This window comes from Mycobacterium lehmannii (genome assembly GCF_002245535.1).
Taxonomy (GTDB): domain Bacteria; phylum Actinomycetota; class Actinomycetes; order Mycobacteriales; family Mycobacteriaceae; genus Mycobacterium; species Mycobacterium lehmannii.
Genome location: NZ_NKCN01000011.1, coordinates 106,423 through 128,245, shown reverse-complemented (window position 1 = coordinate 128,245; position 21,823 = coordinate 106,423). Strand labels below are relative to the sequence as shown.

28 protein-coding genes are annotated in these 21,823 nt (G+C 68.8%); 7 read left to right on the top strand and 21 right to left on the bottom strand.

Going from position 1 to position 21,823, the window contains the following annotated elements:
* Positions 1–5 precede the first annotated feature (5 nt).
* From CEX87_RS14450 to CEX87_RS14430, 5 genes are read left to right on the top strand one after another with little or no spacing between them, the layout of a single operon-like run.
* The gene (locus CEX87_RS14450; protein WP_066810729.1) at positions 6–875 is read left to right on the top strand and encodes a DUF58 domain-containing protein; all 870 of its coding nucleotides are present in this window, start codon (positions 6–8) and stop codon (positions 873–875) included.
* The gene (locus tag CEX87_RS14445) at positions 865–1,338 is read left to right on the top strand and encodes a hypothetical protein (RefSeq protein WP_094287837.1); all 474 of its coding nucleotides are present in this window, start codon (positions 865–867) and stop codon (positions 1,336–1,338) included. Before CEX87_RS14450 ends, CEX87_RS14445 begins: the two co-directional genes overlap by 11 nt.
* A complete protein-coding gene (locus CEX87_RS14440; RefSeq protein ID WP_094287835.1) occupies positions 1,329–2,321 on the top strand; it encodes a hypothetical protein in 993 nt (330 codons plus the stop codon). The genes CEX87_RS14445 and CEX87_RS14440 overlap by 10 nt, the downstream gene beginning before the upstream one ends.
* Positions 2,318–3,220 carry a vWA domain-containing protein gene (locus CEX87_RS14435; protein WP_064427091.1) on the top strand — a complete coding sequence of 301 codons (903 nt, stop codon included), beginning with the start codon at positions 2,318–2,320 and terminating at the stop codon, positions 3,218–3,220. The genes CEX87_RS14440 and CEX87_RS14435 overlap by 4 nt, the downstream gene beginning before the upstream one ends.
* On the top strand, positions 3,220–3,924 hold the full coding sequence (locus CEX87_RS14430; protein WP_198957228.1) for a hypothetical protein: 705 nt from the start codon (positions 3,220–3,222) through the stop codon (positions 3,922–3,924). The genes CEX87_RS14435 and CEX87_RS14430 overlap by 1 nt, the downstream gene beginning before the upstream one ends.
* On the opposite strand, the gene CEX87_RS14425 is transcribed toward CEX87_RS14430, so the two are convergent.
* A complete protein-coding gene (locus tag CEX87_RS14425; RefSeq protein WP_064419904.1) occupies positions 3,921–4,265 on the bottom strand; it encodes an ester cyclase in 345 nt (114 codons plus the stop codon). The genes CEX87_RS14430 and CEX87_RS14425 overlap by 4 nt on opposite strands.
* 192 nt (positions 4,266–4,457) lie before the next feature.
* Positions 4,458–4,769, bottom strand: coding sequence for a DUF4229 domain-containing protein (locus tag CEX87_RS14420; protein WP_064419905.1), 312 nt, complete (start codon positions 4,767–4,769; stop codon positions 4,458–4,460).
* Positions 4,770–4,821: 52 nt separating this feature from the next.
* Here CEX87_RS14420 and CEX87_RS27370 point away from each other — a divergent pair, with 52 nt between their 5' ends.
* Positions 4,822–4,983, top strand: coding sequence for a hypothetical protein (locus CEX87_RS27370; protein WP_094287833.1), 162 nt, complete (start codon positions 4,822–4,824; stop codon positions 4,981–4,983).
* Positions 4,984–4,993: 10 nt separating this feature from the next.
* Here CEX87_RS27370 and CEX87_RS14410 read toward each other — a convergent pair whose 3' ends face one another.
* The 7 genes from CEX87_RS14410 to hemL all read right to left on the bottom strand — a co-directional run bounded on the left by CEX87_RS14410 (position 4,994) and on the right by hemL (position 12,229).
* Positions 4,994–6,091 (bottom strand): MinD/ParA family ATP-binding protein, encoded by a 1,098-nt coding sequence (locus tag CEX87_RS14410; RefSeq protein WP_332888954.1) that lies wholly within the window; start codon positions 6,089–6,091, stop codon positions 4,994–4,996.
* 107 nt (positions 6,092–6,198) lie between these two features.
* On the bottom strand, positions 6,199–7,218 hold the full coding sequence (ccsB, locus tag CEX87_RS14405) for a c-type cytochrome biogenesis protein CcsB (RefSeq protein ID WP_094287831.1): 1,020 nt from the start codon (positions 7,216–7,218) through the stop codon (positions 6,199–6,201).
* A complete protein-coding gene (resB, locus tag CEX87_RS14400; RefSeq protein WP_064399669.1) occupies positions 7,215–8,789 on the bottom strand; it encodes a cytochrome c biogenesis protein ResB in 1,575 nt (524 codons plus the stop codon). The genes ccsB and resB overlap by 4 nt, the downstream gene beginning before the upstream one ends.
* Entirely contained in the window at positions 8,786–9,637 is an 852-nt protein-coding gene (locus CEX87_RS14395; protein ID WP_064399670.1) for a cytochrome c biogenesis CcdA family protein, read from the bottom strand. The genes resB and CEX87_RS14395 overlap by 4 nt, the downstream gene beginning before the upstream one ends.
* The gene (locus CEX87_RS14390; RefSeq protein ID WP_082693776.1) at positions 9,634–10,284 is read right to left on the bottom strand and encodes a TlpA disulfide reductase family protein; all 651 of its coding nucleotides are present in this window, start codon (positions 10,282–10,284) and stop codon (positions 9,634–9,636) included. The genes CEX87_RS14395 and CEX87_RS14390 overlap by 4 nt, the downstream gene beginning before the upstream one ends.
* A complete protein-coding gene (locus tag CEX87_RS14385) occupies positions 10,281–10,916 on the bottom strand; it encodes a histidine phosphatase family protein (RefSeq protein WP_094287829.1) in 636 nt (211 codons plus the stop codon). The genes CEX87_RS14390 and CEX87_RS14385 overlap by 4 nt, the downstream gene beginning before the upstream one ends.
* Complete coding sequence (gene hemL, locus CEX87_RS14380; RefSeq protein WP_094287827.1) at positions 10,913–12,229, bottom strand: glutamate-1-semialdehyde 2,1-aminomutase; 1,317 nt, start codon at positions 12,227–12,229, stop codon at positions 10,913–10,915. Before hemL ends, CEX87_RS14385 begins: the two co-directional genes overlap by 4 nt.
* Before the next feature lie 95 nt (positions 12,230–12,324).
* Here hemL and CEX87_RS14375 point away from each other — a divergent pair, with 95 nt between their 5' ends.
* Positions 12,325–12,705 carry a nitroreductase family deazaflavin-dependent oxidoreductase gene (locus tag CEX87_RS14375; protein ID WP_064399672.1) on the top strand — a complete coding sequence of 127 codons (381 nt, stop codon included), beginning with the start codon at positions 12,325–12,327 and terminating at the stop codon, positions 12,703–12,705.
* On the opposite strand, the gene CEX87_RS14370 is transcribed toward CEX87_RS14375, so the two are convergent.
* The 12 genes from CEX87_RS14370 to hemC all read right to left on the bottom strand — a co-directional run bounded on the left by CEX87_RS14370 (position 12,702) and on the right by hemC (position 21,822).
* A complete protein-coding gene (locus tag CEX87_RS14370; RefSeq protein WP_094287862.1) occupies positions 12,702–14,060 on the bottom strand; it encodes a cytochrome P450 in 1,359 nt (452 codons plus the stop codon). The two genes, CEX87_RS14375 and CEX87_RS14370, sit on opposite strands and share 4 nt — an antisense overlap.
* A 49-nt stretch (positions 14,061–14,109) precedes the next feature.
* The gene (locus CEX87_RS14365; protein ID WP_094287825.1) at positions 14,110–14,592 is read right to left on the bottom strand and encodes a pyridoxamine 5'-phosphate oxidase family protein; all 483 of its coding nucleotides are present in this window, start codon (positions 14,590–14,592) and stop codon (positions 14,110–14,112) included.
* Between the two features lie 35 nt (positions 14,593–14,627).
* On the bottom strand, positions 14,628–14,951 hold the full coding sequence (locus tag CEX87_RS14360) for a hypothetical protein (RefSeq protein WP_064419912.1): 324 nt from the start codon (positions 14,949–14,951) through the stop codon (positions 14,628–14,630).
* A 44-nt stretch (positions 14,952–14,995) separates the two neighbouring features.
* Entirely contained in the window at positions 14,996–15,616 is a 621-nt protein-coding gene (locus CEX87_RS14355; RefSeq protein WP_064427097.1) for a TetR/AcrR family transcriptional regulator, read from the bottom strand.
* A complete protein-coding gene (locus CEX87_RS14350; RefSeq protein ID WP_094287823.1) occupies positions 15,603–16,460 on the bottom strand; it encodes an oxygenase MpaB family protein in 858 nt (285 codons plus the stop codon). Before CEX87_RS14350 ends, CEX87_RS14355 begins: the two co-directional genes overlap by 14 nt.
* Before the next feature lie 115 nt (positions 16,461–16,575).
* On the bottom strand, positions 16,576–16,887 hold the full coding sequence (locus tag CEX87_RS14345) for a hypothetical protein (protein ID WP_233151388.1): 312 nt from the start codon (positions 16,885–16,887) through the stop codon (positions 16,576–16,578).
* Entirely contained in the window at positions 16,884–17,366 is a 483-nt protein-coding gene (locus CEX87_RS14340; RefSeq protein ID WP_064399677.1) for a DUF3093 family protein, read from the bottom strand. The genes CEX87_RS14345 and CEX87_RS14340 overlap by 4 nt, the downstream gene beginning before the upstream one ends.
* Positions 17,363–17,734 carry a hypothetical protein gene (locus CEX87_RS14335; protein ID WP_094287821.1) on the bottom strand — a complete coding sequence of 124 codons (372 nt, stop codon included), beginning with the start codon at positions 17,732–17,734 and terminating at the stop codon, positions 17,363–17,365. The genes CEX87_RS14340 and CEX87_RS14335 overlap by 4 nt, the downstream gene beginning before the upstream one ends.
* Before the next feature lie 20 nt (positions 17,735–17,754).
* A complete protein-coding gene (locus CEX87_RS14330; protein WP_064399679.1) occupies positions 17,755–18,207 on the bottom strand; it encodes a hypothetical protein in 453 nt (150 codons plus the stop codon).
* A complete protein-coding gene (gene hemB / locus CEX87_RS14325) occupies positions 18,204–19,184 on the bottom strand; it encodes a porphobilinogen synthase (protein WP_064399680.1) in 981 nt (326 codons plus the stop codon). Before hemB ends, CEX87_RS14330 begins: the two co-directional genes overlap by 4 nt.
* Before the next feature lie 24 nt (positions 19,185–19,208).
* Positions 19,209–20,867 carry a bifunctional uroporphyrinogen-III C-methyltransferase/uroporphyrinogen-III synthase gene (locus CEX87_RS14320; protein ID WP_064399681.1) on the bottom strand — a complete coding sequence of 553 codons (1,659 nt, stop codon included), beginning with the start codon at positions 20,865–20,867 and terminating at the stop codon, positions 19,209–19,211.
* 22 nt (positions 20,868–20,889) lie between these two features.
* Positions 20,890–21,822: a hydroxymethylbilane synthase gene (hemC, locus tag CEX87_RS14315; protein WP_094287819.1), complete on the bottom strand. Its 933-nt coding sequence runs from the start codon at positions 21,820–21,822 to the stop codon at positions 20,890–20,892.
* Between the last annotated feature and the right edge of the window lies 1 nt (position 21,823).

Here is a 21,823-nt window from a genome sequence, read left to right as displayed (position 1 = left end):
CCGGTATGGGCAGACACCTCACCACGGCGAGGACGCACTTCGGCACCGACACCCGCGGCATGCTCGAAGGCGGTCGCTACGCGTTGCTGCACACCCGCAGCCTGGAATTCGACGATCTGCGGCCCTACGTACCGGGCGACGACGTCCGCGACATCGACTGGAAGGCCTCGGCGCGTTCGGGTCATGTGCTGATCAAGCGGTTCGTGTCCGAGAAGCACCACAAGCTGCTGCTCGTCGCGGACGCCGGTCGCAATATGGCGGCCCTCACCCCGAGCGGGGAGTTGAAACGCGATGTGGCCGTGAACATCCTGGGTGCATTCGGGCTCATCACGCTCGGGCGGTCCGACCAGATCGGCATGGTGTTCGGCGACACCCGCGGGTGCGTCAACATCCGGCAGCGCCGCGGCGAAACCCACATCGAAAGCCTGCTGCACAGGTACTACGGTCACGCATCGCTCGGGACGGGCCGCAGTGACATCGTCTGCCAACTCGATTACGTGGCAACGCATTACCGCCACCCGATGCTGGTCGTAGTGGTCTCCGATGAGCCGGAGGTCGACGACCGGCTGACCGACGCCGTCACCCGGCTGACCGCCCGCCACGACGTGCTGTGGGCGACGGTCTCCGACATGCCCGCCATCGGCGCCACGGACGACCGGGCCGGATTCGACGTGTCGACCGGCCGGTTCGTGCTCGACACCGCCACGCTCGGTCCGCGGGTGGTCGCGGCGTACCGCAAGGCCGAGCAGGCGCGGGCGCAGCGACTCGACGAGTTCATGACCGCCCGCGCCGTCCCGCATACCAGGATCGGCGGCAGCGGTGAGATCCGCACCCGGCTCGTCGCGCTGACCGAGGTGTTCGCCCGTGCCGGATGACTTGTTGCGGTTCGTCGGTGGGCCGATGCCGTACTCGTCGGGGTGGTTGTGGCTCGGCCTGCTGATCGTGCTATTGGTAATCGCCTGGTACATCGGTGTTTTCGTGTGGACGCTGCCGGCGCAGCAGCTCCGGCGTCTTCCCGTGGTGCGATCCCTGCATGCCCGGCTGCTGCGCCGTCGCTTCGCGCGCTGCGTGCAACGCATTGCGGCCGGCCACCGCGACGGCGAGCTCACCGATGCCGAGGCGGGCGCCGCGATGAGCCGCACTCTGCGCAGTTTCCTGCACCAGGCGACTGGAACGCGGACCCAGTACATGCAGCTCGACGACATCGCATCCGGTGAGCTGGCGCCCGCCGCGCCGATGCTCGCCGCACTCGACGACGCGCAGTTCAATGCGGCCTCACCGGTTCGGGTCGACGAGGTCGGCGCGACGACCGAGGAGCTGATCCGCTCGTGGCCCTGACCTGGTGGCCGATCGCAGTCATCGGATTCGCCTGTCTGGCAGGCGCTGTCGCGCTCGCGGTCCTCGTGCCGACCAAGCAGTTGCAGCGACAGTTGCGGCCGTTGGCGAACACCACCCGTCTCACCCGTCTGCCGGAATACGCGCGGGTGGCGCGGGCGCGAACGGTGTCGATGGTCGTCACGATCGCGCTGCTCGTCTTGTTGTTCGGCGCAGCCGTGCTGGCCAGCGCCCGGCCCAGCGGGTTGTGGTGGTCACTCCAGACGTCCGAGGTACCCGAGGACGTCATGTTGTGTGTCGCCGAACCGGTCGACGATCCCAGCACCGGCGCGTTCCTGTCCTATTTCGCGCAGCGCACCGGAACGTTCGGCACGCAGCGGATCGGGCTGACCTCGGTCAACCGCCGGGTGATCCCGCTGACCCGCGATTACCAGTTCGCGGTCGAAAGACTCGGGGAGGCAGCTGGTCTCGCCGGGCTACCCGACGATTCGGCGCTCACGCCCGCCCAGCGCAACAGCCTCGCGTCGTTCGCCGCGCCCGTGACATACGTGGACTACGCGACCAGCGTCGCCGACGTCCTCGCGCTGTGCGCCGCGGGCTTCCCCTCCCACGAGCGCCCCGGTGAGCGCCGCCGTTCGATCATCTACCTGGGGCCCGGTGAACTTCGCGCCTCTGACGAGGCCCGCCCGTCGCTCTACACCGAACAACAGGTCGCCGAGTTGGTGCAGGAGCGCGGAATCCAGGTCAACGCGCTGGTGTCCTCACCGGGTCCGGTGCGGTCTGTCGTATCGGCCACGAGCGGGCGATACGCACCGATCGGGCCCGACCTGGCGGGTCAACTGGACGGGATCCGAGCGCATCCGCCCGAGGCTGACCGGGCCGCCACCCTCGCAGGATTCCGGGGTGACACCCCGACCGTCCCGCTGGCGATCGCGGTCGCGGTGTCGGCGCTGCTGTGCCTGTCGCTGGCGGTGCTTCGACGATGACGTTCTCCCCCGTCGTACCGCCGGTACTGCTGATCGCGGTCGCTGTCGCCGCGATCGTGCTGCGGCTCATCACCATGCGCCAGCTCGCGCGCAGTGCCGGCCAACGATGGACCACCGTGTGGCGGTGGTCGGCGCTGACGCTCGCCGTGGTGCTGATGCTGATCGCCGCGGCCAGACCGGCCATCGGCGGTGACGCCGAGCAATCGGTCACGACCGGCTCGGACGGCGACACGACGGCCAACGTGTTCCTGATCGTCGACACCTCCGCCGGATCGGCGATCGCCGAGATTCGCGACGACGTCGCCGCGCTCATCGACCACTACCCGCAAGCACGGTTTGCACTCATCACGTTCGCCGGGCGCTCCTCGGTGGAATGGCCGCTGTCCGAAGACAACTGGAGCCTCAAGCCGGTGGTCGCGGCGGTGGCCCCCGACACCGCCGGGGCCGAGGTGAACGCGGCCGCGGCCGCGAATGTCCTGCGTTACCAGTTGATCGCGGCGGGCCAGCGCAGCCCGGACGCAGACAACCTGGTGTTCTACTTCGGGTCCGGGGCGCCCGGGTCGCAGGCCCCGCAGGGCGAGTTCGATCCGGTGCCCGGGTCGGTGGACGGCGGTGCGGTGTTCGGTTACGGGGCGACCCGCGACGAGTCGCGTCTGCGGGCCATCGCCGATCAGCTCGGCGTGCCGTTCGTGGCCCGGGACACCTCGCAGGCGGTCACCGAGGCTGCCCCCGATGTCGACGGTGTCTCGTCGGCGCAGGCCGACGCCACCGCCTCCGATCGAACGGACTTGTACTGGTTCTTCACCATGGTGGCCGCGGTGCTGTTGCTGTTCGAGATCTACCTCACGCTGCGCGAGTTCCGCACCAGTCGCGCGGCTCGGCGGGACGAGGTGGTCTGATGCGTCCTTCCCGGTTGCGGCTGCGCCGCCGGTTGCTGCTGTTCTCGGCGCCCGTCGTGATCGTGGCGCTGGCGATCGCGCTCAAGCTCATCTCCACTGTCATGGCGGGTGAGTCCGCGGTGTCGAACTTCGCCGACCGCGACGCCGATGCACTGCGCGGCGATGTCGCGGTGATGGGTCTGCTCAACATCGTCGAACCCGCGAAGGCGCCGTTCGCGGCGGGGACTCTCGCGGTCCTCGACGACCGCCTCGCCGACGCCGACGATCACTTCTCCGAAGCGCTGAGCCGCACTGCGCCGGATCGGTCTTGTCCCGTACTGGTCAACCTGGAACTCGTGCGCGAGCGCCAGGGCGACATCGACGCGTGGGAGAACCGGCCCGACGCGGCGCGCGACCGGTACCTCAGCGCGCTGGGTCTCGTCGAGAACGCACCCGACGGCTGCTTCGGAGGAAACGCCGACCCCGATCCCGATCGGCGCGCCGTACGCAACGACGCGGCACCGCGGCTGCAGGCCAAACTGGCCGGTCTGACCGCTGCGCCTCCGCCTCCGCCGCCGCTGGCGCCGCCCCCACCACCGGCGGCGCCGGCCCCCGCTCCGGTGGCACCCGACGCCGACACACCCCGGGACGCGTTGCGGCTGGATCCCGGTTCCGGGGATCCGCTGGACAAGCTGCAGCAGGTGCTGCAGGACGCTGCGGGTTAGCCGGTGCTGGTTCCGGTCCAGTACTCCGCGAAGCGGCCGTTTTCGATGCGCAGGATGTCGTTACCGGTGAACCGCTTCGGTCCGTCCTGGGCCGCGCCCGTTCCGATCCACCTGGCCGCCAGCATGTCGCCGTCGACGAACGGCTCGACTTCGATCACGAACTTCAGGTCGCTGAGCATCTGATGGGTCTCCCCGACGACCGCCTGCAGGTCCGCAGGGCCTCGGACGTCCCGGCCCGGCCAATGTCCTACGAATTCTTCGGTGACCAGCTCAGCCGCAACGGGTTCTCCCGCCCACAATTCGTCTATCCATCGTGTGTATAGCTCTTTAGGCGAAATCATGTTGGTGTCTTACCCGGCCCGGGGCGAGAAACGCAATCTACCGACGAGTACGACATGGGCAAATGGGCGGTAATTGGGGGAACGTCACATCAGCCCAGCGTGTCGAGCAATCGATCGAGGTCGTTCTCGTCGTTGAAGCGGTGGATCCGGCGCGGACGGCCCCGGCGCGCACCGATGCGCGGATGCCTGCGGTCATCCTCGAGACGGCGGGTCTTCGCCCCGCAGCCTGGCCTGGAGTTGCTCCCGGTCGCGGCGCCTGCGTTCGTCGAAGGCGGCGATGCTCTCGGTGGCGCGGCGACGAAGGGGGGCGAAGAGCCAGATGCCCAGCGGCAGTGCGATCACCAAGGCGAAGAGCAACGCGACGATGAGCGGGAATTCGCGCAGTCCGAGCAGATGTCCGGCGCCGAGAATCGCTGCCGCGACCGCCGCGACGAGCAGAAGCCGTGCCAGCACATAGGCCAGCACGTCCACCACGAGGCGAGTTCCCTGGCGACCGTCGGACACGAACCGAGCCTACCGATGGCGCGTATATTCGAACCAAGGAGGTTTTGTTCTCGTGGCGTATCTGCTCCTGATTCTCGTGGTGTGCACGCTGGCGTATGTCGGCTGGCGGCTGACCCGAGTGTCTTCGAGCCGTCCGCGCACCCGGGTGATCGGGCCGGACGACGATCCTGAATTCCTGCGTCGGCTCGGCCAGGAGGACAACCCGAGACCGTGACCGCGCGGTTCTAGCGTCGGGCGCCAGGAAATCCGACCGCGACTTCGGCGGCGAGCTCCAGCAACGCCGCCCTTGTTTCCGGTTTGAGCCGGTCGAGGCTGATCTCGGCGCCTTCCTCGAGGTGCGGGTCGAACGGCACCTCGACCACGGCCCGGCACCGTCGGCTGAAGTGGTCGACGACCTTGTGCATGTCGACCTTGCCTGAGCGTGGGCGCACCGCGTTGATCACCGCGATCGAGCTGCGCACCATGTCCTGATGTCCGTGGGCGTCCAGCCAGTCGAGCGTCGCCGACGCGCTGCGGGCCCCGTCGACCGAACCGGAACTGATCACCACCAGCGTGTCGGCGTTGGCCAGCACCGCCGCCATGGCCGAGTGCATCAGCCCCGTGCCGCAGTCGGTGAGCACCAGGCTGTAGAAGCGCTCGAGCACCTCGAGGGTGCGGCTGTAGTCGTCGGAGCTGAACGCCTCCGACACCGCGGGGTCGCTTTCGGAGGCGAGCACCTCCAGCCGGCTCGGGCCCTGGGAGGTGTAGGCGCGGACGTCGCTGTAGGCCTTGATGCCTTTCGCGTCGCGCAGGAGGTGCCGCACCGTGGCCGGGCTCTCGAGGGGCACCTTCTCGCCCAGGGTGCCGCGGTCGGGGTTCGCGTCGACGGCGATGACGCGGTCGCCGCGAAGCGACGCCAGGGTCGCGCCCAACGTCGCGGTGATCGTCGTCTTGCCGACCCCGCCCTTCAGCGACAGCACCGCGATGCGGTGGCACCCGCGCAACGGGCGCTGAATCTCTGCGGTGAGGGCCTGTCGGCGTCGCGCCTTCGGCCCGTCACCGAGGTTGATCAATCGAAAAGACCCGTAGTACAGCCACTTGCGCCAGCCCTCGGCAGGCGCGCGTTTGGGTTGTCCGAGCAGCGCGACGGTCGAGAGGTCGAGGTACGGCGCCGGGTCGGCCTCGACGGTATTCGGTGCTGGGGAGACGACCGGAAGGCCGTGCGGCGGCGTGGTTGCGGTCGATTCGGGCGGCGGATCGGCCGCGGGATCGCTGAACCGGCTCTGTGCGCGGAATCCCCCTGGTGCATAGGCGTTTTCAGGCACTATCGCGGGAGGAGCCACGTCCTTGCCGACACCATCCTGGGCGTGGTGCACCGGTTGTTCAGACACGCTGACGGCCCCCCCAAGGCTTAGCAAGATTTCGTCGCGGATCTTAGCCAATTCCCGACTCAGCCGACGCCGGCGTAGGAGTGCAGTCCGACGGTGACCAGGTTGATGAAAAAGAGGTTGAACACCATCGCGACGAAGCCGGCGATGTTGATCCACGCGGCCTTCTTGTCGCGCCACCCAGCGGTGGAGCGAGCGTGTAGGTACGCGGCGTAGATGACCCACGCGATGAACGACACGGTCTCCTTGGGGTCCCAGCCCCAGTAACGGCCCCAAGCCTCTTCGGCCCAGATCGCGCCGAAGATGACGCCGAACCCGAACACCGGGAACGCGAAGATCGTGGTGCGGTACGCGATCCGGTCCAAGGTCTGCGCGTCGGGGAGCCTGTCCAGCGCGCGGGTGAGAATGCCGTCGCCCGAGCGACCCTCGGGGTCGGCGAACCGCGACATCTTCAGCAGAAACAGGATGCTGGCGACGCCGGCGACCAGGAACACCCCCGACCCGAGGCTGACCACCGACACGTGGATGGGCAGCCAGTACGACTGCAACGCGGGCATCACCGGCGCGGCGTTGGTGTACAGCCAGCGACCCGAGACGGTCAGCAGGATCAGCACCGGAAGGAGCACGAACACCCACAGCGTCCGGTACTGGCGGCGGCGCAGCACCACCGCGGCGGCGACCAGCCCGCAGAAGCAGGTCAGGTTGATGAACTCGTACATGTTGCCCCAAGGCACCCGCGAGGTGGCCGCACCGCGCAGCACGATGCAGGCAAGCAGCAGGCCGATGCCGAGGTAGGTCAGTGCGAGACCCGCACCGCCGATCCGTTCGTCGAGCGGGCGGCGCCGGGTCTCGGTGACGACGCCCGGTGCGGTGCTGTCGGCGCCCACCCTGCCGGCTGAAGCGGCTCCCCGCCCCGATGTCGCCGCCGCTCCCACGAGCTCTCTGGCATCGGCCTTGCGGCCGCGGCTGTAGGCCAACTCGATCGCGAGCAGCAGTAGCGCACCGACCAGGACCAGCACCGATGAGGTGAACGCCCAGTCCGAGTAGCGGGCCAAACCGACGTCGATCTGCTCGGGGTTCATGTGACCTTCTCTCCTGCGGCGTGCGCCGGCCTCGCGTCGGGAAGGAGGCGCTGCGTCAACCGCTCGAACTCCTCGCCCCACCCCGAGTTGTCGGTGCGCGCCAGCCCGCCCAGCTCGACGGTTACGGTACCCGGCCCGGCGGGGCTGATCCGAATCCAGATCCTGCGCCGGCGCACCACCAGCGACACCAACAGGCCCGCCATCATGGTCATCGCGAACACCAGCACCCACACCTGCGCCGGATCGTGGGAGACCTGGACGTTGATGAACGGCACGGCGCCGTCGAAGCGCACCACGGTGCCGTCGTCGAGCCGCGTCGATTCGCCCGCGCCGAGGTTGACCCGCGCCTTCTTGGTCAGCCGGCCCTGCTCGATCAGGCGGGCGTCGAGGGTGAACAGCGACTGCGGGCGTCCGCTGTCCAGGCCGGTGTCGCCGCGGTAGACGTCGATCGCGACGGCGGGGTCGTTGAGCGCCGGGAAGCTCGAGGACAGCAGCGTGCCGTGCAGCTGTTCGGTGGGGGCGAACAGGCCCTGGATCGCGAGCTGGTTCTTGCGACGTTCGTCGGCGTCCGGATAGGTGCCCGCGGGCGGGTCGAATCGCATGGCGCCCGACGACAGGAAGGTGATCTGGTCGTCGGGTCGCCACTGCAATGTCTGCGTGCGCGTCTGTCCGTCGGGGTAGGTCACGGTGAAGGTGGGGGCGTAACCGTGGCCCTGCAGGTAGACGCGGTCACCGCCGACCCGCAGCGGGTGGTTGACCTTCAGGTGGTAGGGCCGCCAGGTGCCCGACTCCAGGTCGGTGCCCGCCTGGTACTCGATGTCGGCGGCGAACGACGTGGCCTGTCCCGTCGGCAGATAGTCGGCGTCGAAGTCGTTGACCCGTAAGCAGATCGGGTACAACGAGGTGCCGTCGACGGTGTTTCCGGCGCGGAACGAGTCGAACGCCGCCGGTGAGGCCGAGCAGAACCCCGGGCCACCGTCGGCGATGACGATGACGTTGCCCTCGTAACCGAACAGCTTGCCCGCCGCCACCGCCACGAGAAGGCCGAGCAGCGAGAAGTGAAACACGATGTTGCCGAACTCGCGCAGATAGCCCTTCTCCGCCGAGATTTCGACGGTTCCGTCGTCTTCACGGGTGACCTTGCGCCATCCGCGCAACCGCGCGTTCACCGTCGCCGCCAGGTCATCCGCCTCACCGGACACCTCGGCGGTGTGGTGTTTGGGCAGCCGACCCAGGTTGCGCGGAGCGGGAACGGGGTTGGCCCGCATACTGCGGAAGTGTTCGATCAGCCGTGGGGTGAGGCAGCCCACCAGCGAGATGAACAGCAGCACATAGATTGCGGTGAACCAGAAGCTGGAGAACACGTCGAACGCCTGCAGCCGGTCGAGCCACGGCCCGATGGTCGGGTGCTCGGCGATGTACTGGTCGACCTTGGACTCGTTGAGGCTGCGCTGCGGCAGCAGGGCGCCCGGGATCGCCGCGAGGGCCAGTAGGAACAGCAACACCAGCGCGGTGCCCATCGATGTCAGGGTCCGCCAGGTGTTACGTACCAGCGCAAACACTTTCGTCATATCGGCAGCGTCACATCACTGACGAAGGCGTCCCGCACCCAGGACACGAAGTCTCCCCACAGCCCCGTCACCAGCGCGACGCCGACCAGGATCAGCAGCACGCCGCCGAAGATCTGGATCGTGCGGGTGTTTCTGCGCAACCACGCCAGACCCTGCACTGCGCGCGCCGAGCCGAACGCCAACAGCACGAACGGGATTCCCAGGCCGAGGCAGTAGGCGATGACGAGCGCGACGCCGCGAGCGACGTTGGCGCCATCGGTGGCCGAGGCGACCGCGATCACGCCGGTCAGGGTGGGGCCGAGGCACGGTGTCCAGCCCAGGGCGAAGACCGCGCCGAGCAGCGGGGCGCCACCGAGCGTCGAGATCTGACGCGGCGTGAAGCGGGCCTCACGCTGTAATGCGGGGATGAATCCGACGAAGGCCAGCCCCATCACGATCGTGACCACACCGCCGATGCGTTGCAGGAGAAGCTGGTTGGTGATCAGCGATGTCGTCATCCCGAGTACGGCGACCGTGCCGAGCACGAACACCACCGTGAACCCGGCGACGAACAATGCGGCCGCGCCTGCGACCCGCAGCCGGGTGGTTCTCGCCGAGACCGACGTTTTGGCGGGTTCTTCCCCCGTATTTCCGCCAGAACGTCGGTCCCGGCGAACCAATACCGGGGTGTGCCCGGGGGCAGCGGTGTCCTCGACGTCGACGACCGCGGCCAGATACGAGAGGTAACCGGGCACCAGCGGCACCACGCACGGCGATGCGAACGACACCAGCCCGGCGAGCGCGCTGACCAGGAGAGCCAACAGAACCGGACCACCGGCGATCAGCTGGTCCACCTGGTCGAGACTCATGTGCCGGCCTTCTCGGGCTCGGCGGCCCCATTCTTCTCGCGCGCAAGGCGTTCCACCACCGGTTGGAGGTCTTCGGCCAGCAGCTCACGCAGGAACACCGCGGCGACGCGATGCTCACGATCCAGGACCACCGTCGAGGGGATCACCGTCGTCGGATAGCGGCCCCCGAACGCGATCATGGTCCGCATCGGCGGGTCATAGATCGACGGGAAGGTGATATCGCGGTCAACGATGAAGTCGCGCGCCGCGATTCGGTTGTTGTCCCGGACGTCGATGCCGAGGAACTGCACACCGAGATCCTTGGTGGCGTCGTAAACCTGTTGCAGCTCGGTGATCTCGGTTCGGCACGGACCACACCACTGGCCCCACACGTTGAGCACCACCACCTTGCCCGCGAAATCGTCGAGGGAGATGGTCTTGTCGGGGTCCATCAGATCGGGACCGCGAAGCGGGCCGGGGCGGCCACGATCCTGCGGGGGATCGTAGAAGATGTCGGTCTGACCGCCGGGGGCGACGAACTCGAAGGTGCCGCCCTGCGCGACGGCGTCGTCACCGGTGGAGCAGCCCGCCAGCGCGACACATCCGGCGCAGGCCGCGATGACCGCCTGCGCGAAGAGCCGACGGCCGAGCACCACCCACCGACTCACTGCCCGGCCAACTCCGCGTAACCCCAGCCGACGTAGGTGTCCCCGTGGAAGTAGAACGACGTCACCGACGCCAGGTTGCACAGCCGCCGGGTCGGGAAGTGGTGCAGCGGTTGACCGGTCATCGATCGACGCAGCGTTTCAACGGGCAGCTGATGGCTGACGCACACCGCCTCGTGGCCGGTTGCTTTGGCCCGGGCACGATGCACGGCAGCGGTCATCCGCTCGGCGATCTCGTGGTACGGCTCCCCCCACGACGGGATGCGCGGGTTGCGCAGATGCCACCAGTTGCGCGGGTCGCGCAGCGCACCGTCGCCCGGCGAGACCCGTTGTCCCTGGAAGATGTTCAGCGATTCGATGAGCTCGTCATCGGTGTCGACGGACAGTCCCAGACCCGCCGCGATCGGGGCCGCGGTCTCCTGCGCCCGCTCCAGCGGTGAGGCGACCACGTACACGATGTCGCGCATCGCGAGCCAGCCCGCCACGGCCTGGGCCTGCGCTCGACCCCGCTCGGAGAGGTGGTAGTCGGGAAGTCGACCGTAGAGGATCTTGTCGGGGTTGTGCACTTCACCGTGGCGCATGACGTGCACCACTGTCTTCACGGGCTCGGCGGCCCCGGACGGCTTGTCGGTCATGCCGGTTTGACCGCCTCGGCGGCGGCGCGCGCCGCGCCGGGCAGCGCGGCGGCGATGCGGTCGAATGCCTCGTCATCCAAAGCCGTTGACACGAACCACGTCTCGAAAGCACTCGGCGGCGCATACACACCGGCGTCCAACAGCGCATGGAAGAAGGCCGGGAACCGCCACGTCTCCGAGGCCCGCGCCGAGGCGAAGTCGGTGACGGGCTGGTCGGTGAAGAACACGCTGAACATGTTTCCGGCCCGCGACACCGTATGCGCCACACCGGATTCGGTCAACGCCTGCTCGAGCAGCGCCGTGAGGCGGTCAGCGTTGGCGTCGAGTGTGGCGTACACGGAGTCGTCGGCCGCGCGCAGTGTCGCCAGACCGGCCGCCATCGCGACGGGGTTCCCGGACAACGTGCCGGCCTGATACACCGGCCCCAGCGGGGCCAGCCGCTCCATCACCTCGGCGCGGCCGCCGAACGCCGCCGCGGGCAGCCCGCCACTCATCACCTTGCCGAAGGTGAACAGGTCGGCGTCGACCGGATCGATGCCGTACCAACCGGACCGGCTGACCCGGAAGCCGGTCATCACCTCGTCGACGATCAGCAGGGCGCCGTGGTCGGCCGTGATGCGGCGCAACGCGGCATTGAAACCGTCCTGCGGTGCCACCGTGCCCATGTTGCCCGGACTGGCTTCGGTGATCACGCAGGCGATCTCGTCGCCGAACCGAGTGAAGACCTCGTCGACGGCGGCCACGTTGTTGTAAGGCAGCACGATCGTGTCGGCTGCGGCGGCGCCCGTCACACCCGGCGAGGACGGTAACCCGAGCGTGGCGACACCGGAACCGGCGTCGGCGAGCAGCGCGTCGCTGTGGCCGTGGTAGCAGCCGGAGAACTTCACGATCTTGGCCCGTCCGGTGTAGCCGCGCGCCAGCCGGATCGCACTCATCGTGGACTCGGTGCCGGAGTTCACCAGCCGCAGCCGCTCGACCGGTGTGACCCGGCCGATGATCTCGGCGGCCAATTCCGACTCCGAGGGGGTCGGCGCACCGAAGGACAGGCCGTCGGTCACGACCCGCTGCACCGCGGCGACCACGTCCGGATGCGCATGGCCGAGGATCATCGGTCCCCACGAGCAGACCAGGTCGACGTAGCGGTTGCCGTCGGCGTCGGTCAGCCAGTAACCGTTGGCCGAGGTGATGAACCGAGGGGTGCCGCCGACCGAGGTGAACGCCCGCACGGGTGAGTTCACCCCGCCCGGGATGACGGCCGACGCCTCGGCGAACAACCGCGCCGACACCTCGGTGGTGATCTGGTCAGCACGCATGGCCACCAGTGTCCCAGCCGGGTGCAAACCGTCAACTACAGGGTGTAGTGGTCACCCGCTTGAGCCGCGTGCGGCTTCCGAGTTGGATGGGGGCCATGCAGCTCCCACAGTGGCTCGCCCGGTTCAACCGCCGGGTCACCAATCCGATCCAGCGGTTGTGGGCGGGCTGGGCTCCGTCGATGGGCATCCTCGAGCACACCGGGCGCAAATCGGGTAGGCCCTACCGGACCCCGCTGACGGTGTTCCCGACCCATGACGGGGTGGCCGTTCTGCTCACCTACGGCCCGGACCGGGACTGGTTGAAGAACATCACCGCGGCAGGCGGTGGGCGGATGAGAAGGTATGGCCGGACTTTCGCCGTCCGCGACCCCCGGGTGGTGACGAAAGCCGAGGCGGCGCCGTCGGTCACCGGGTGGATGCGGCCCCTGTTCGGGCTGCTGCCGTTCGACCAGGCCGTCCTGCTGACGCGGGTCTAAGCGCGCGGCCGCAGGCGGGCCCAGATCGGGCCCTTGGCGATGGTGGTGAACGGCACGTCGCACTCGAACGTGCTGTCCAGCGATTCGATGCGGGCGGCCCGCACGATCGTGGCCAGCGCCAGCGTCGTCTCCAGCCGTGCGAAGTGTTCGCCGATGCACGGGCGCCCGCCGGCGAGGAACGGCAGAAACTGCCAGCGCTCGCGGTTAGCGGTGTTCTCGGGGCTGAACCGCTCGGGGTCGAAGACCATCGGGTCGGGCCAGAGCGCCGGATCGTGATGCAGTCCGTAGAGCCCGAGCGCCACGAGGGTGCCCGCCTCGACGCGATAACCGTCGACCGCGATGTCGCGGGTGGCCAGCCGGGCCACCCCGGCCGCCGGTGGGCACAGCCGGATCGCCTCGTGCAGCACCTGCACCGTGTACGTCAGCCGGGGCACATCGTCGGGGGTCAGCTCCCGCTCGCCGATGGCTGCGGCCTCCGCGGCGACGCGGTCCTGGATGTCGGGATGACGCCCCAGCGCCCACAACGAGAAGGTGAGCGCAGTCGAGGTGGTGTCGTGCCCGGCGAGCATGAAGATCAGCAGGTCGTTGGAGATGTCGTCGTCCGAGAGCGGCACCCCGGTCTCGGGATCCCTGGCCGCCATCAGCGCCCGCACGAGCGGGGCGTCGCGCGTCGGGTCGTCGCGACATGCGCGCACCATCTCGTCGGTGATCTCCCTCATCTCGGCGACCGCGCGGCGGGCCCGGCGACGAGCAGGCGTGGGCAGCCAGCGCGGCGCCCGCACCGGCCGCAGTGCGCGATCGGCGGTGTAGGAGGACGCGACGTGCATGCAGCGGGCGATGGTGTCGGCGCGCTCGTTGAGGTCGACACCCAGGACCGAATGTCCCAGCGACTGCATCGCGACGCGGCGGCACTCGACGTCGAGGTCGAGCTCGCCGCCATCGGGCCAGCGGTCGACGAACGCCTGGGCGGCCGCGGACATGTAGCCGCCGAAATTGCGGACGTTCTGCTTGGTGAACACCGGCTGCAGGGCCCGTTTGCGCGGCCGCCACAGCTCGTTGGGCAGCACGAACAGGCTGTCGCCTGCCATGTTGCGGACTTCGTCGTGGTAGATGCATCGCTCAGACGAGCCATCGGGGCGTCCGAGTATGTCGCGCATACCGGCGGGCGACATCACGGCGACGATCGGTTGATACAGCCACTTCGGCGCGACCTGTATGCGCGTGATCGGGCCGCCGGCGTCGCGGATGACGTCCTGGCCGGTGTCGAGCCTGCGGAGAAGTCGGACCAACCGCCAGATCGGCAGCGGGTTCTTCGGCACCAGCGGCAACGCCGAGACGTCGAGCGTGGTGGTCATGTGCAGATCATCGCCCAGGTCGCGGCGGCTCGGCACCGGTACGCGATATTCACGCCGACCAGGTGAGCGGTGCGCCTTCGCCTTTCGTCATCACCGTCCCGGGCATGACCCGGATGCGGTACGGCGTCAACCGCAGCGCGGCGAACTGCTCGGAGGTCGGCCCGTCCTGCCACATCGGGATGATCCGTGGGTCGTAGCCCACCGGTGCGGGGGCGGTGGCGAACTTGTCCCATACCGCGGCCCTGGTTTCGTCGTCGACGTACCACTCGACCAGACACTCCGCGCTGCACGTGTCGTGATTGGTGGTCCAGTAGCTCACCGAGACCTCGGGGTGTACCGCGAGGTGGTTCTTCTTCACCGGCGACGGCACGGTGGCGATCCAGCCGAGGAGATCGGTCCCGTCCCACTCCCAGAACGGATGCAGGATGCGGGTGCGCGGCCGGCCGTTTGCGTCGACAGTGGCCACCGAGGCCCACACGATCGAGTGGGCCATGTCAACGAACGCCGGCGCGATCTGTTCCAGAGGGGTCACGGTCGCCTAGCGTAGGCACGCGACCGCTCGGCCAGTCAGGTGCCGCTGCCCTCGGATGCTTCGCTGCCCGCAGATTCCTTGCTGAACTTCGGGTTTCCGTCATCGTCGAGCCAGTCGTTCACCGCGGTACCCGCGACGGCGCCGCCGCTGCCCGGCATCTTCGTGGTCGGCCTTTCTTCTTCGTAGGCCTTGTGCATCTCTTTGGCCTTTTCCCGATGCTCGTCGGTCACTTCGGGTTTCTCGGTGGGCGGCGGCGTTTCCTGCTCGCTGGTGACCTGGTGGTGTTCGTCGGTCTCCGGTTCAGCCTTGCGCTGCTCCTCGATGAACCCTTCGTTCTCCTGGCCTTGTTCGCTGGTCATGGACCATGACTGCCCGGAGAGCCGAAATACGAAACGCAGTTCGCCTAACCGGTGGGCACGGTTCGCAAAGCCGTGGGCAGGCTGGGGAGGAAGTGTTTGCGAGCGAAAGCACGAACGTCGTCGGCTGACTCAAGGGGCTGAGAGCTGGGCAGCAGCAACACCATCACCGCATACCGCAGGATTGTGTCGGCCAATTCCTCGACGGTCTCCTCGCCGATCCGCTCGGCGAACCCGGCGGGGAAGATCACCCGCAGCGCTGCGGCCATCCGGGTGATCGCGGCGTCGTAGTGTGTGCGGGCCAGTTCGAGCAGCAGCGCGGGATCGTCGGTCAATATCCGGTACAGCACGCGGTGGCGACGGAACTTCAGGATCGACAGGGTGAACGCCTCGACGTAATAGTTCGATTGCGGCCCAACGCGTTTGACCTCTTCGGCGATGTCGGCGAACAGCGCGATGTTCTCGCGTTCGATCACCGCGGCCACGAGCTCGTCGCGGTTGGCGAACCGGCGGTAGATCGTGGTCCGGCTGACGCCTGCGCGGCGGGCGACGTCGTCGAGTGCGACCCGCCGGAAGCCGTGCCGCTCGAACTCGATGACGGCGGCGTCCAGGATGGCTTCCGTCGCGGGCGACGAATCGGACCCGTTGGCCGGGTCAGGCCCGGGCATAACCCTTTTGGGCGTAGCTGTTGTAGCGCCAACTCATGGGCAGACGATCCCACACCCAGTTGACCGGGCGCGACCGCCACAACGCCGCGAACCGTTGGTAACGGCGCTCCTGGCGTTCACTCCACGGCAGTTGCAGCAGCTCGCGCGCGCGGGGCGGCAGGCCGCCGGTGGTCAGGAATGCTGCCAGCGGATTGAACACCGGCGCGATCAGCTTCCACGCCCATTCCGGGACACCCTTGGGGCACGGGAAACCCTTCGTGACGTAGCCGACGCCGTACACCGCGGTCTTGTGTGCGACGACGATCTCGTCGAGCATGCGGTCCCAGTACCGTTCGAACTCGTCGTAGGTGGCGGGCATCGGCCGGTCGCTCACGCCGTAGCGGCGGTACCACGTCTTGGACTCGAGATAGATCTGCTCCTTCTCCTCGCGGCTCAGCCGCTGGACGAAGGTGTCGGCGAAGTACAGCACCTGCTCGACGAACGTAGCGTGCGCCCAGAAGTAGGTCTTCGGATCCAGGGCGTGGTACCGGGCGCCGTCGGGCATCTTGCCCTTGATGTCGGTGTGGAAGTCGCGCACCTGGGCGCCCGGGTGGTCCTCATCGGAGCCGTAGACCGTGTTGAAGATCGGCGGCAGCGAGCGCTTGACCCGCGCGGCGGTGTCGTCAAAGAACACGGAGTGGTCGAGCACGCCCTGGCCGAGTTCGGCCAGCATGTTCTGCAGCACCGCGGGGCGCGGCCCGATCAGGTACATCCGGTTGTCCCCGAAGTAGCGCCACACCAGCGACTGCGGGCCCAGCGGCAGCGCATCGTCGACGGGCCTGTCTGTCTCCACCAACTCGGTCATACGACACAGTGTTACAAAATTTGCACTTTGTACCAAGCGGCTGTGAGCGGCCTCTCACTTCCCGCGAGCGACCTGTTCTGCACGGGATCGCCCGGCGTGTCACGTGCAAACGCGGTCACTCGCGGCGCGAAGGGGCAGCGCGCCGATCGCGGCGCGAAGGGGCAGCGCGCCGATCGCGGGGCGAAGGGGCAGCGCGCCGATCGCGGCGCCAATGGGCGATGGTCAGCACCACGAACACACCGGCGACCGCCGCCAGAAGCAGCGCAAGTCCCACCATCGGCGCGCTGTACTCGACCGAGGTTGTCTGCGGTTCGCCTTCGAGCACCGGCGGGACCGCGACCGTCGTCTTGGCCGCAAGCCAGCTCAGCACGCTGCCCACCGCAGCGGCGACGGCCAGCACCAGCTCGAGCGCTGCGCGGACCGTCATGCCGGCGGAATGCGCTCTTCGATGAGCTGGGTCAACGTCTGCCGCAGCGTTTGATGCTTGCGGGCCCACGCCTGCGCGGTGCGGTCGTTGGTCATCTTCAGCCCGATACCCGTGCGGCCGCGCGGCACACCGGTGAGCTCGCCCAGCGCCCGCGCCGACTGCCATTTCGGCGGCTCCGAACCGGTCGCCTCGGGATAGACGCGGACGATCTCGTCGGTACCGATGCGCTCGGTGCCCTGCCGCAGCGTCTCGGGCGTCAACTCGACCGAGGTGTGGATACGGGCGGCCTTGACCTGTATCGCGAGGAAGCCGCTGACGAGCACCAGGAACATCCCGGGAACCACCCACTGGAACCCGTAGCCGGCTGACGCCTGGATCAATCCCATCGCGATCGCCGCGGCGGGCCCGGCGGCCAACCACCACCAACTGGCCCCCTGCTCGTAGAACAGCACCTGCGGCGCGGTCTGCTTGTCGGTCACGTCGCTTCCCCCTGCGCGTCCGCGCTCGGCCGGGTGATCAGGACGGCGCCCGCGATCAGGGGCAGCACCGCGAGCACCGTCACGATGTGCACGACGCCGCGCATCGCGAGCAGCACCACGAATACGACGATGGTCAGCGCCAACGCGACGCCGGCCCGGCGGAACCGGGCATCGCCCGCGCGGCTGCGGCCTGCGAGGAACGCCATTCCTGCGCCGGCGACGGCGGTGAGGACCCCCGCGCCGCGAAACAGCGGCGGCAGGTTCACCGAGGCGGCGATCAGCCCGCCGAGCATCAACATCACCGCGGCGACGACCCAGCACCAGAAGGCGGCGGTGACGACGCGGGCTCGCGGCGCAGGAGCGGTCATGGTCGGGTCAGCCTATCGGGTCACCGCGTGAAGTAGTCGTTGGCGTCTTTACGGTGCAGCAGGTACACACCGCCCACGATCAGCACCGAGCCGAGGATGGCGGTGACGGCGTAGGCGAGCGCGGCCGCCGGCGGCCGTTCCTCGCCGAACAGGCTGCTCACGGCGTACACGACCGCCGCGACACCTGCGCCGGTCAGCACGGTGCGGGCCCACCGGTACCCCTGGCGCATCAGGAATTGGAACGTCAGCGCCACGGCGCCGAGGATCACGATGAACACCGCCGAGAGGGCCAGCACCGGTGCGGGCAGGCCGTCGGCGCGTTCGCTGACCAGCAGGTCGACGACCTGGCCGACGACCATCAGGACGAGCGCGACCACCCAGAGCCAAAAGCCGGTGTCGACGTCGTCCGGGCGGCCACCCGACTCGGGCTGCTGGCCGGCCTCATCCGGGTGGCCCTGCGGTTCCGGATTCACGCCAGCCAACCGGCGACGTCGGCCGCCCAGTACGTCAGCACGATGTCTGCCCCGGCCCGCCGGATGCTGGTCAGCGTCTCCAGAGCCACCGCTTGTAGGTCGATCCAGCCGTTGGCGGCTGCGGCGCTGATCATCGAGTACTCACCGGAGACCTGGTAGGCGGCCACGGGCACCGGCGACAGGTCGGCGGCCGCGCGCACCACGTCGAGGTAGCCCATCGCGGGCTTGACCATGACGATGTCGGCGCCTTCGTCGATGTCGAGTTCCACCTCGTGCAACGCCTCGCGCGCGTTGCCCGGATTCTGTTGGTACGTGCGACGATCGCCGCGCAGGCTCGATCCCACCGCTTCCCGGAACGGCCCGTAGAAACCGGAGGCGAACTTCGCGGCGTACGCCAGGATGACGGTGTCGGTGTGCCCGGCGGCGTCCAGCCCGTCGCGGATCGCGGCCACCTGGCCGTCCATCATTCCGCTCGGCCCGACCACGTGTGCGCCCGAATCCGCCTGCGCCACAGCGAGTTCCACGTAGCGCTTGTTGGTCAGGTCATTATCAACCCGGCCCGACGCGTCCACGATTCCGCAGTGGCCGTGGTCGGTGAACTCGTCGAGGCAGGTGTCGGCCATCAGCACGGTGTCGTCACCGAGGTCACTCGCCAGGTCGCGCAGGGCGACGTTGAGGATGCCGTCTTCGGCGACGGCGACGGAGCCGGTGGGATCCTTGTCCGCGTCGCGCGGCACGCCGAACAGCATCAGGCCACCCACACCGGCGGCCACCGCGTCGGCGGCGGCGCGGCGCAGCGAGTCGCGGGTGTGTTGGACGACGCCGGGCATCGACGAGATCTGGCGTGGCTCGTCGATACCGTCGGCGACGAACATCGGCAACACGAGTTGCCGTGGCTCCAAGGTGGTTTCGGCGACGAGTCGCCGCAGCGCCGGAGTCGTGCGCAGCCTGCGGGGGCGATGCCTAGGAAAGCCCATGCAAACCCACCTTCGGTGTTGCGGTCAGCGGCGGCGGCTCTTCTTACGCGGCGGCGGCAGTGCGCCCTCGGCCCGCAGCCGGGCGGCGTGCTCCGCGAGCGCCTCCACCAGCGGTCCGACGGCGGCCACCTCGGGCTGCACATCGACGCGCAGACCGAATTCCGCTGCGGTCTCGGCGGTCTTGGGCCCGATGCACGCGACGATGGTGCGCGCGTGCGGCTTGCCCGCGATACCGACCAGGTTGCGCACCGTGGAGCTCGAGGTGAAGCAGACCGCGTCGAAGCCACCGGTCTTGATCATCTCGCGGGTGTGCGCAGGCGGCGGCGCGGCGCGCACCGTGCGGTATGCCGTGACGTCCTCGATCTCCCAGCCGCGCTCACGCAGACCCTCGGCCAGCGTCTCGGTGGCGATGTCGGCGCGCGGCAGCAGCACGCGGTTCACCGGGTCGAAAACGTCGTCATACGGCGGGAATTCGTCGAGTAGGCCGAGCGACGATTGCTCACCCGCCGGAACCAGCTCGGGATTGATGCCGAACGCCCGTACCCGGTCGGCGGTGGCCTGGCCGACGCAGGCGATCCTCACACCCGAGAACGCCCGGGCGTCGAGACCGAACTCGTTGAACTTCTCCCACACCGCACGAACCGCGTTGGTGGAGGTGAACACCACCCACTGGAACCGGCCGTCGACCAGTCCCTTGACCGCGCGCTCCATCTGAGCGGGGCTGCGCGGCGGCTCGACGGCGATGGTCGGGACCTCGATCGGCAGCGCACCGTGTCCCACCAGCTTCTCGCTCATCTCGCCGGCCTGGTCCTTGGTGCGGGGCACCAGCACGGTCCAGCCGTACAGGGCGCGGCTCTCCCACCAGTTCAGCTTGGTGCGGTTGGCCACGGTCTTGCCGATGGTCACCACGAGCGGTCCGGCCAACGGACCGGCCGGCTCGGAGCCCGCCAGGGTGGCCTTGTCGAGCAGCCCGGCCAGGGTGGTCTCGACCGAACGCTGCTGGCACGTCGTGCCGTTGGCGGTGACCACCAGTGGCGTGGTGTCGGTCAGGCCGTACTCGATCAGCGTGCGCGCCGCGTCGGGCAGATGAGACGCCGTCGCGTGCAGGATCAACGGGCCGGGCGCGGCGGCCAATGCGGCCCAGTCGACGTCGGGGTCGCGGACGTCGGCCACGGTGTGCGCCGATCCCAGCGGCAGGCCGGCGTAGGTGGGCACCGCGGTGGTGTCCGGCAGGCCCGGCACGATCTCGAAGTTCAGATGCGATTTCGCCAACGCGGACACCTCGGTGATCACGGCGTCCACCGACAGCGGATCGCCCGCCACCAGCCGGACCACGTCGACACCGGTGCGCGCCTCGGTGATCAGCGTCTTGGCCACCTCGGCCGGATCGCCGACGGCCGACCGGATATCCGGTCCGCCGGGCAGGGTCGGGGCTTCCTTACCCGAGGCCTCGCCGTTGTCGGCGGCCTCAGCCGGTTCGGGCCCCGACGGGGGCGGCAGTTCGCAACCCACCAGGGCCAGCACCGCTTCCGGCACCTCGGGATCGGTGAACACCAAGGCAGCGTTGGCGAGCACCGTGTGCGCCCGCGTCGTCAGCAGTCCCGGGTCGCCAGGACCCGAGCCGACGAACGTGATGCGGCCCGGCTTCGGCTTGCGCCCCCGCCCGCTGGTCTGGCCTGTCATCTCAGTCACTCCGCTCTACAGCTCAGTTGGCGTCCGCCATGAGTTCGCGCGCCCCGAGGTCGAACAACTCCTCGGCCACCGAGAGCCCCAGCTCCCGGGCCCGGTCGGTTGTGCCGACGCCGGACGCGCGGATCACGTCGGATCCGTCCAGTGCCGCCACGCAGCCGCGCAGCGACACCTCTTCGAAGACGTTGCCGTCCTCATCGATGGACTCGACCACCTCAGCGATCGCGCCCACCGGTGCGTGACAACCCGCCTCCAGTCGGGCGAGCAGGGCCCGTTCAGCGGTGACCGCGGCGCGTGTGTCGGCGTCGTCCAACTCCGCCAGCAGCGCAGCGAGCCCGGTGTCGCCTGCGCGGCACTCGACCGCGAGCGCACCTTGAGCCGGCGCTGGCAACATCTGCACCGGCTCGAGAGTCTCGGTGACATCGGCCAGTCGCCCGATGCGGGCCAGTCCCGCCCGTGCGACTACGATGCCGTCGAGATCACCGTTGCTAACCCTGTTCAACCTGGTATCCAGGTTGCCTCTTAGGGGGCGGATTTCCAAACCGAGACCCAGTGCTCTAAGCTGTGCCGCCCGCCGCGGGCTCGACGTGCCGATCAAAGAACCCGGCGGCAACTCCCCGAGCACCAGCCCATCGCGTGCCACCAGGGCGTCCCTGGGGTCTTCGCGGGGGGGACTCGCGGCGATGACGAAGCGGGTGTCGGCCGCGGTCGGCAGATCCTTGAACGAGTGCACGGCGGCGTCCACCCGGCCGTCGTGGATGGCTTCGCGCAGAGCCGCGGTGAACACGCCAACGCCGATCTCGGCGATCGGGCCCTGGTTGCGGTCACCCTCGGTGGAGATGGGGACGAGCTCGGCCGCGTGTCCGTTGGCGATGAGCGCGTCTCGGACCGTACCGGCCTGAGTGGTCGCCAGGAGACTGGCGCGAGTGCCTATCCGGATTACAGTCAAG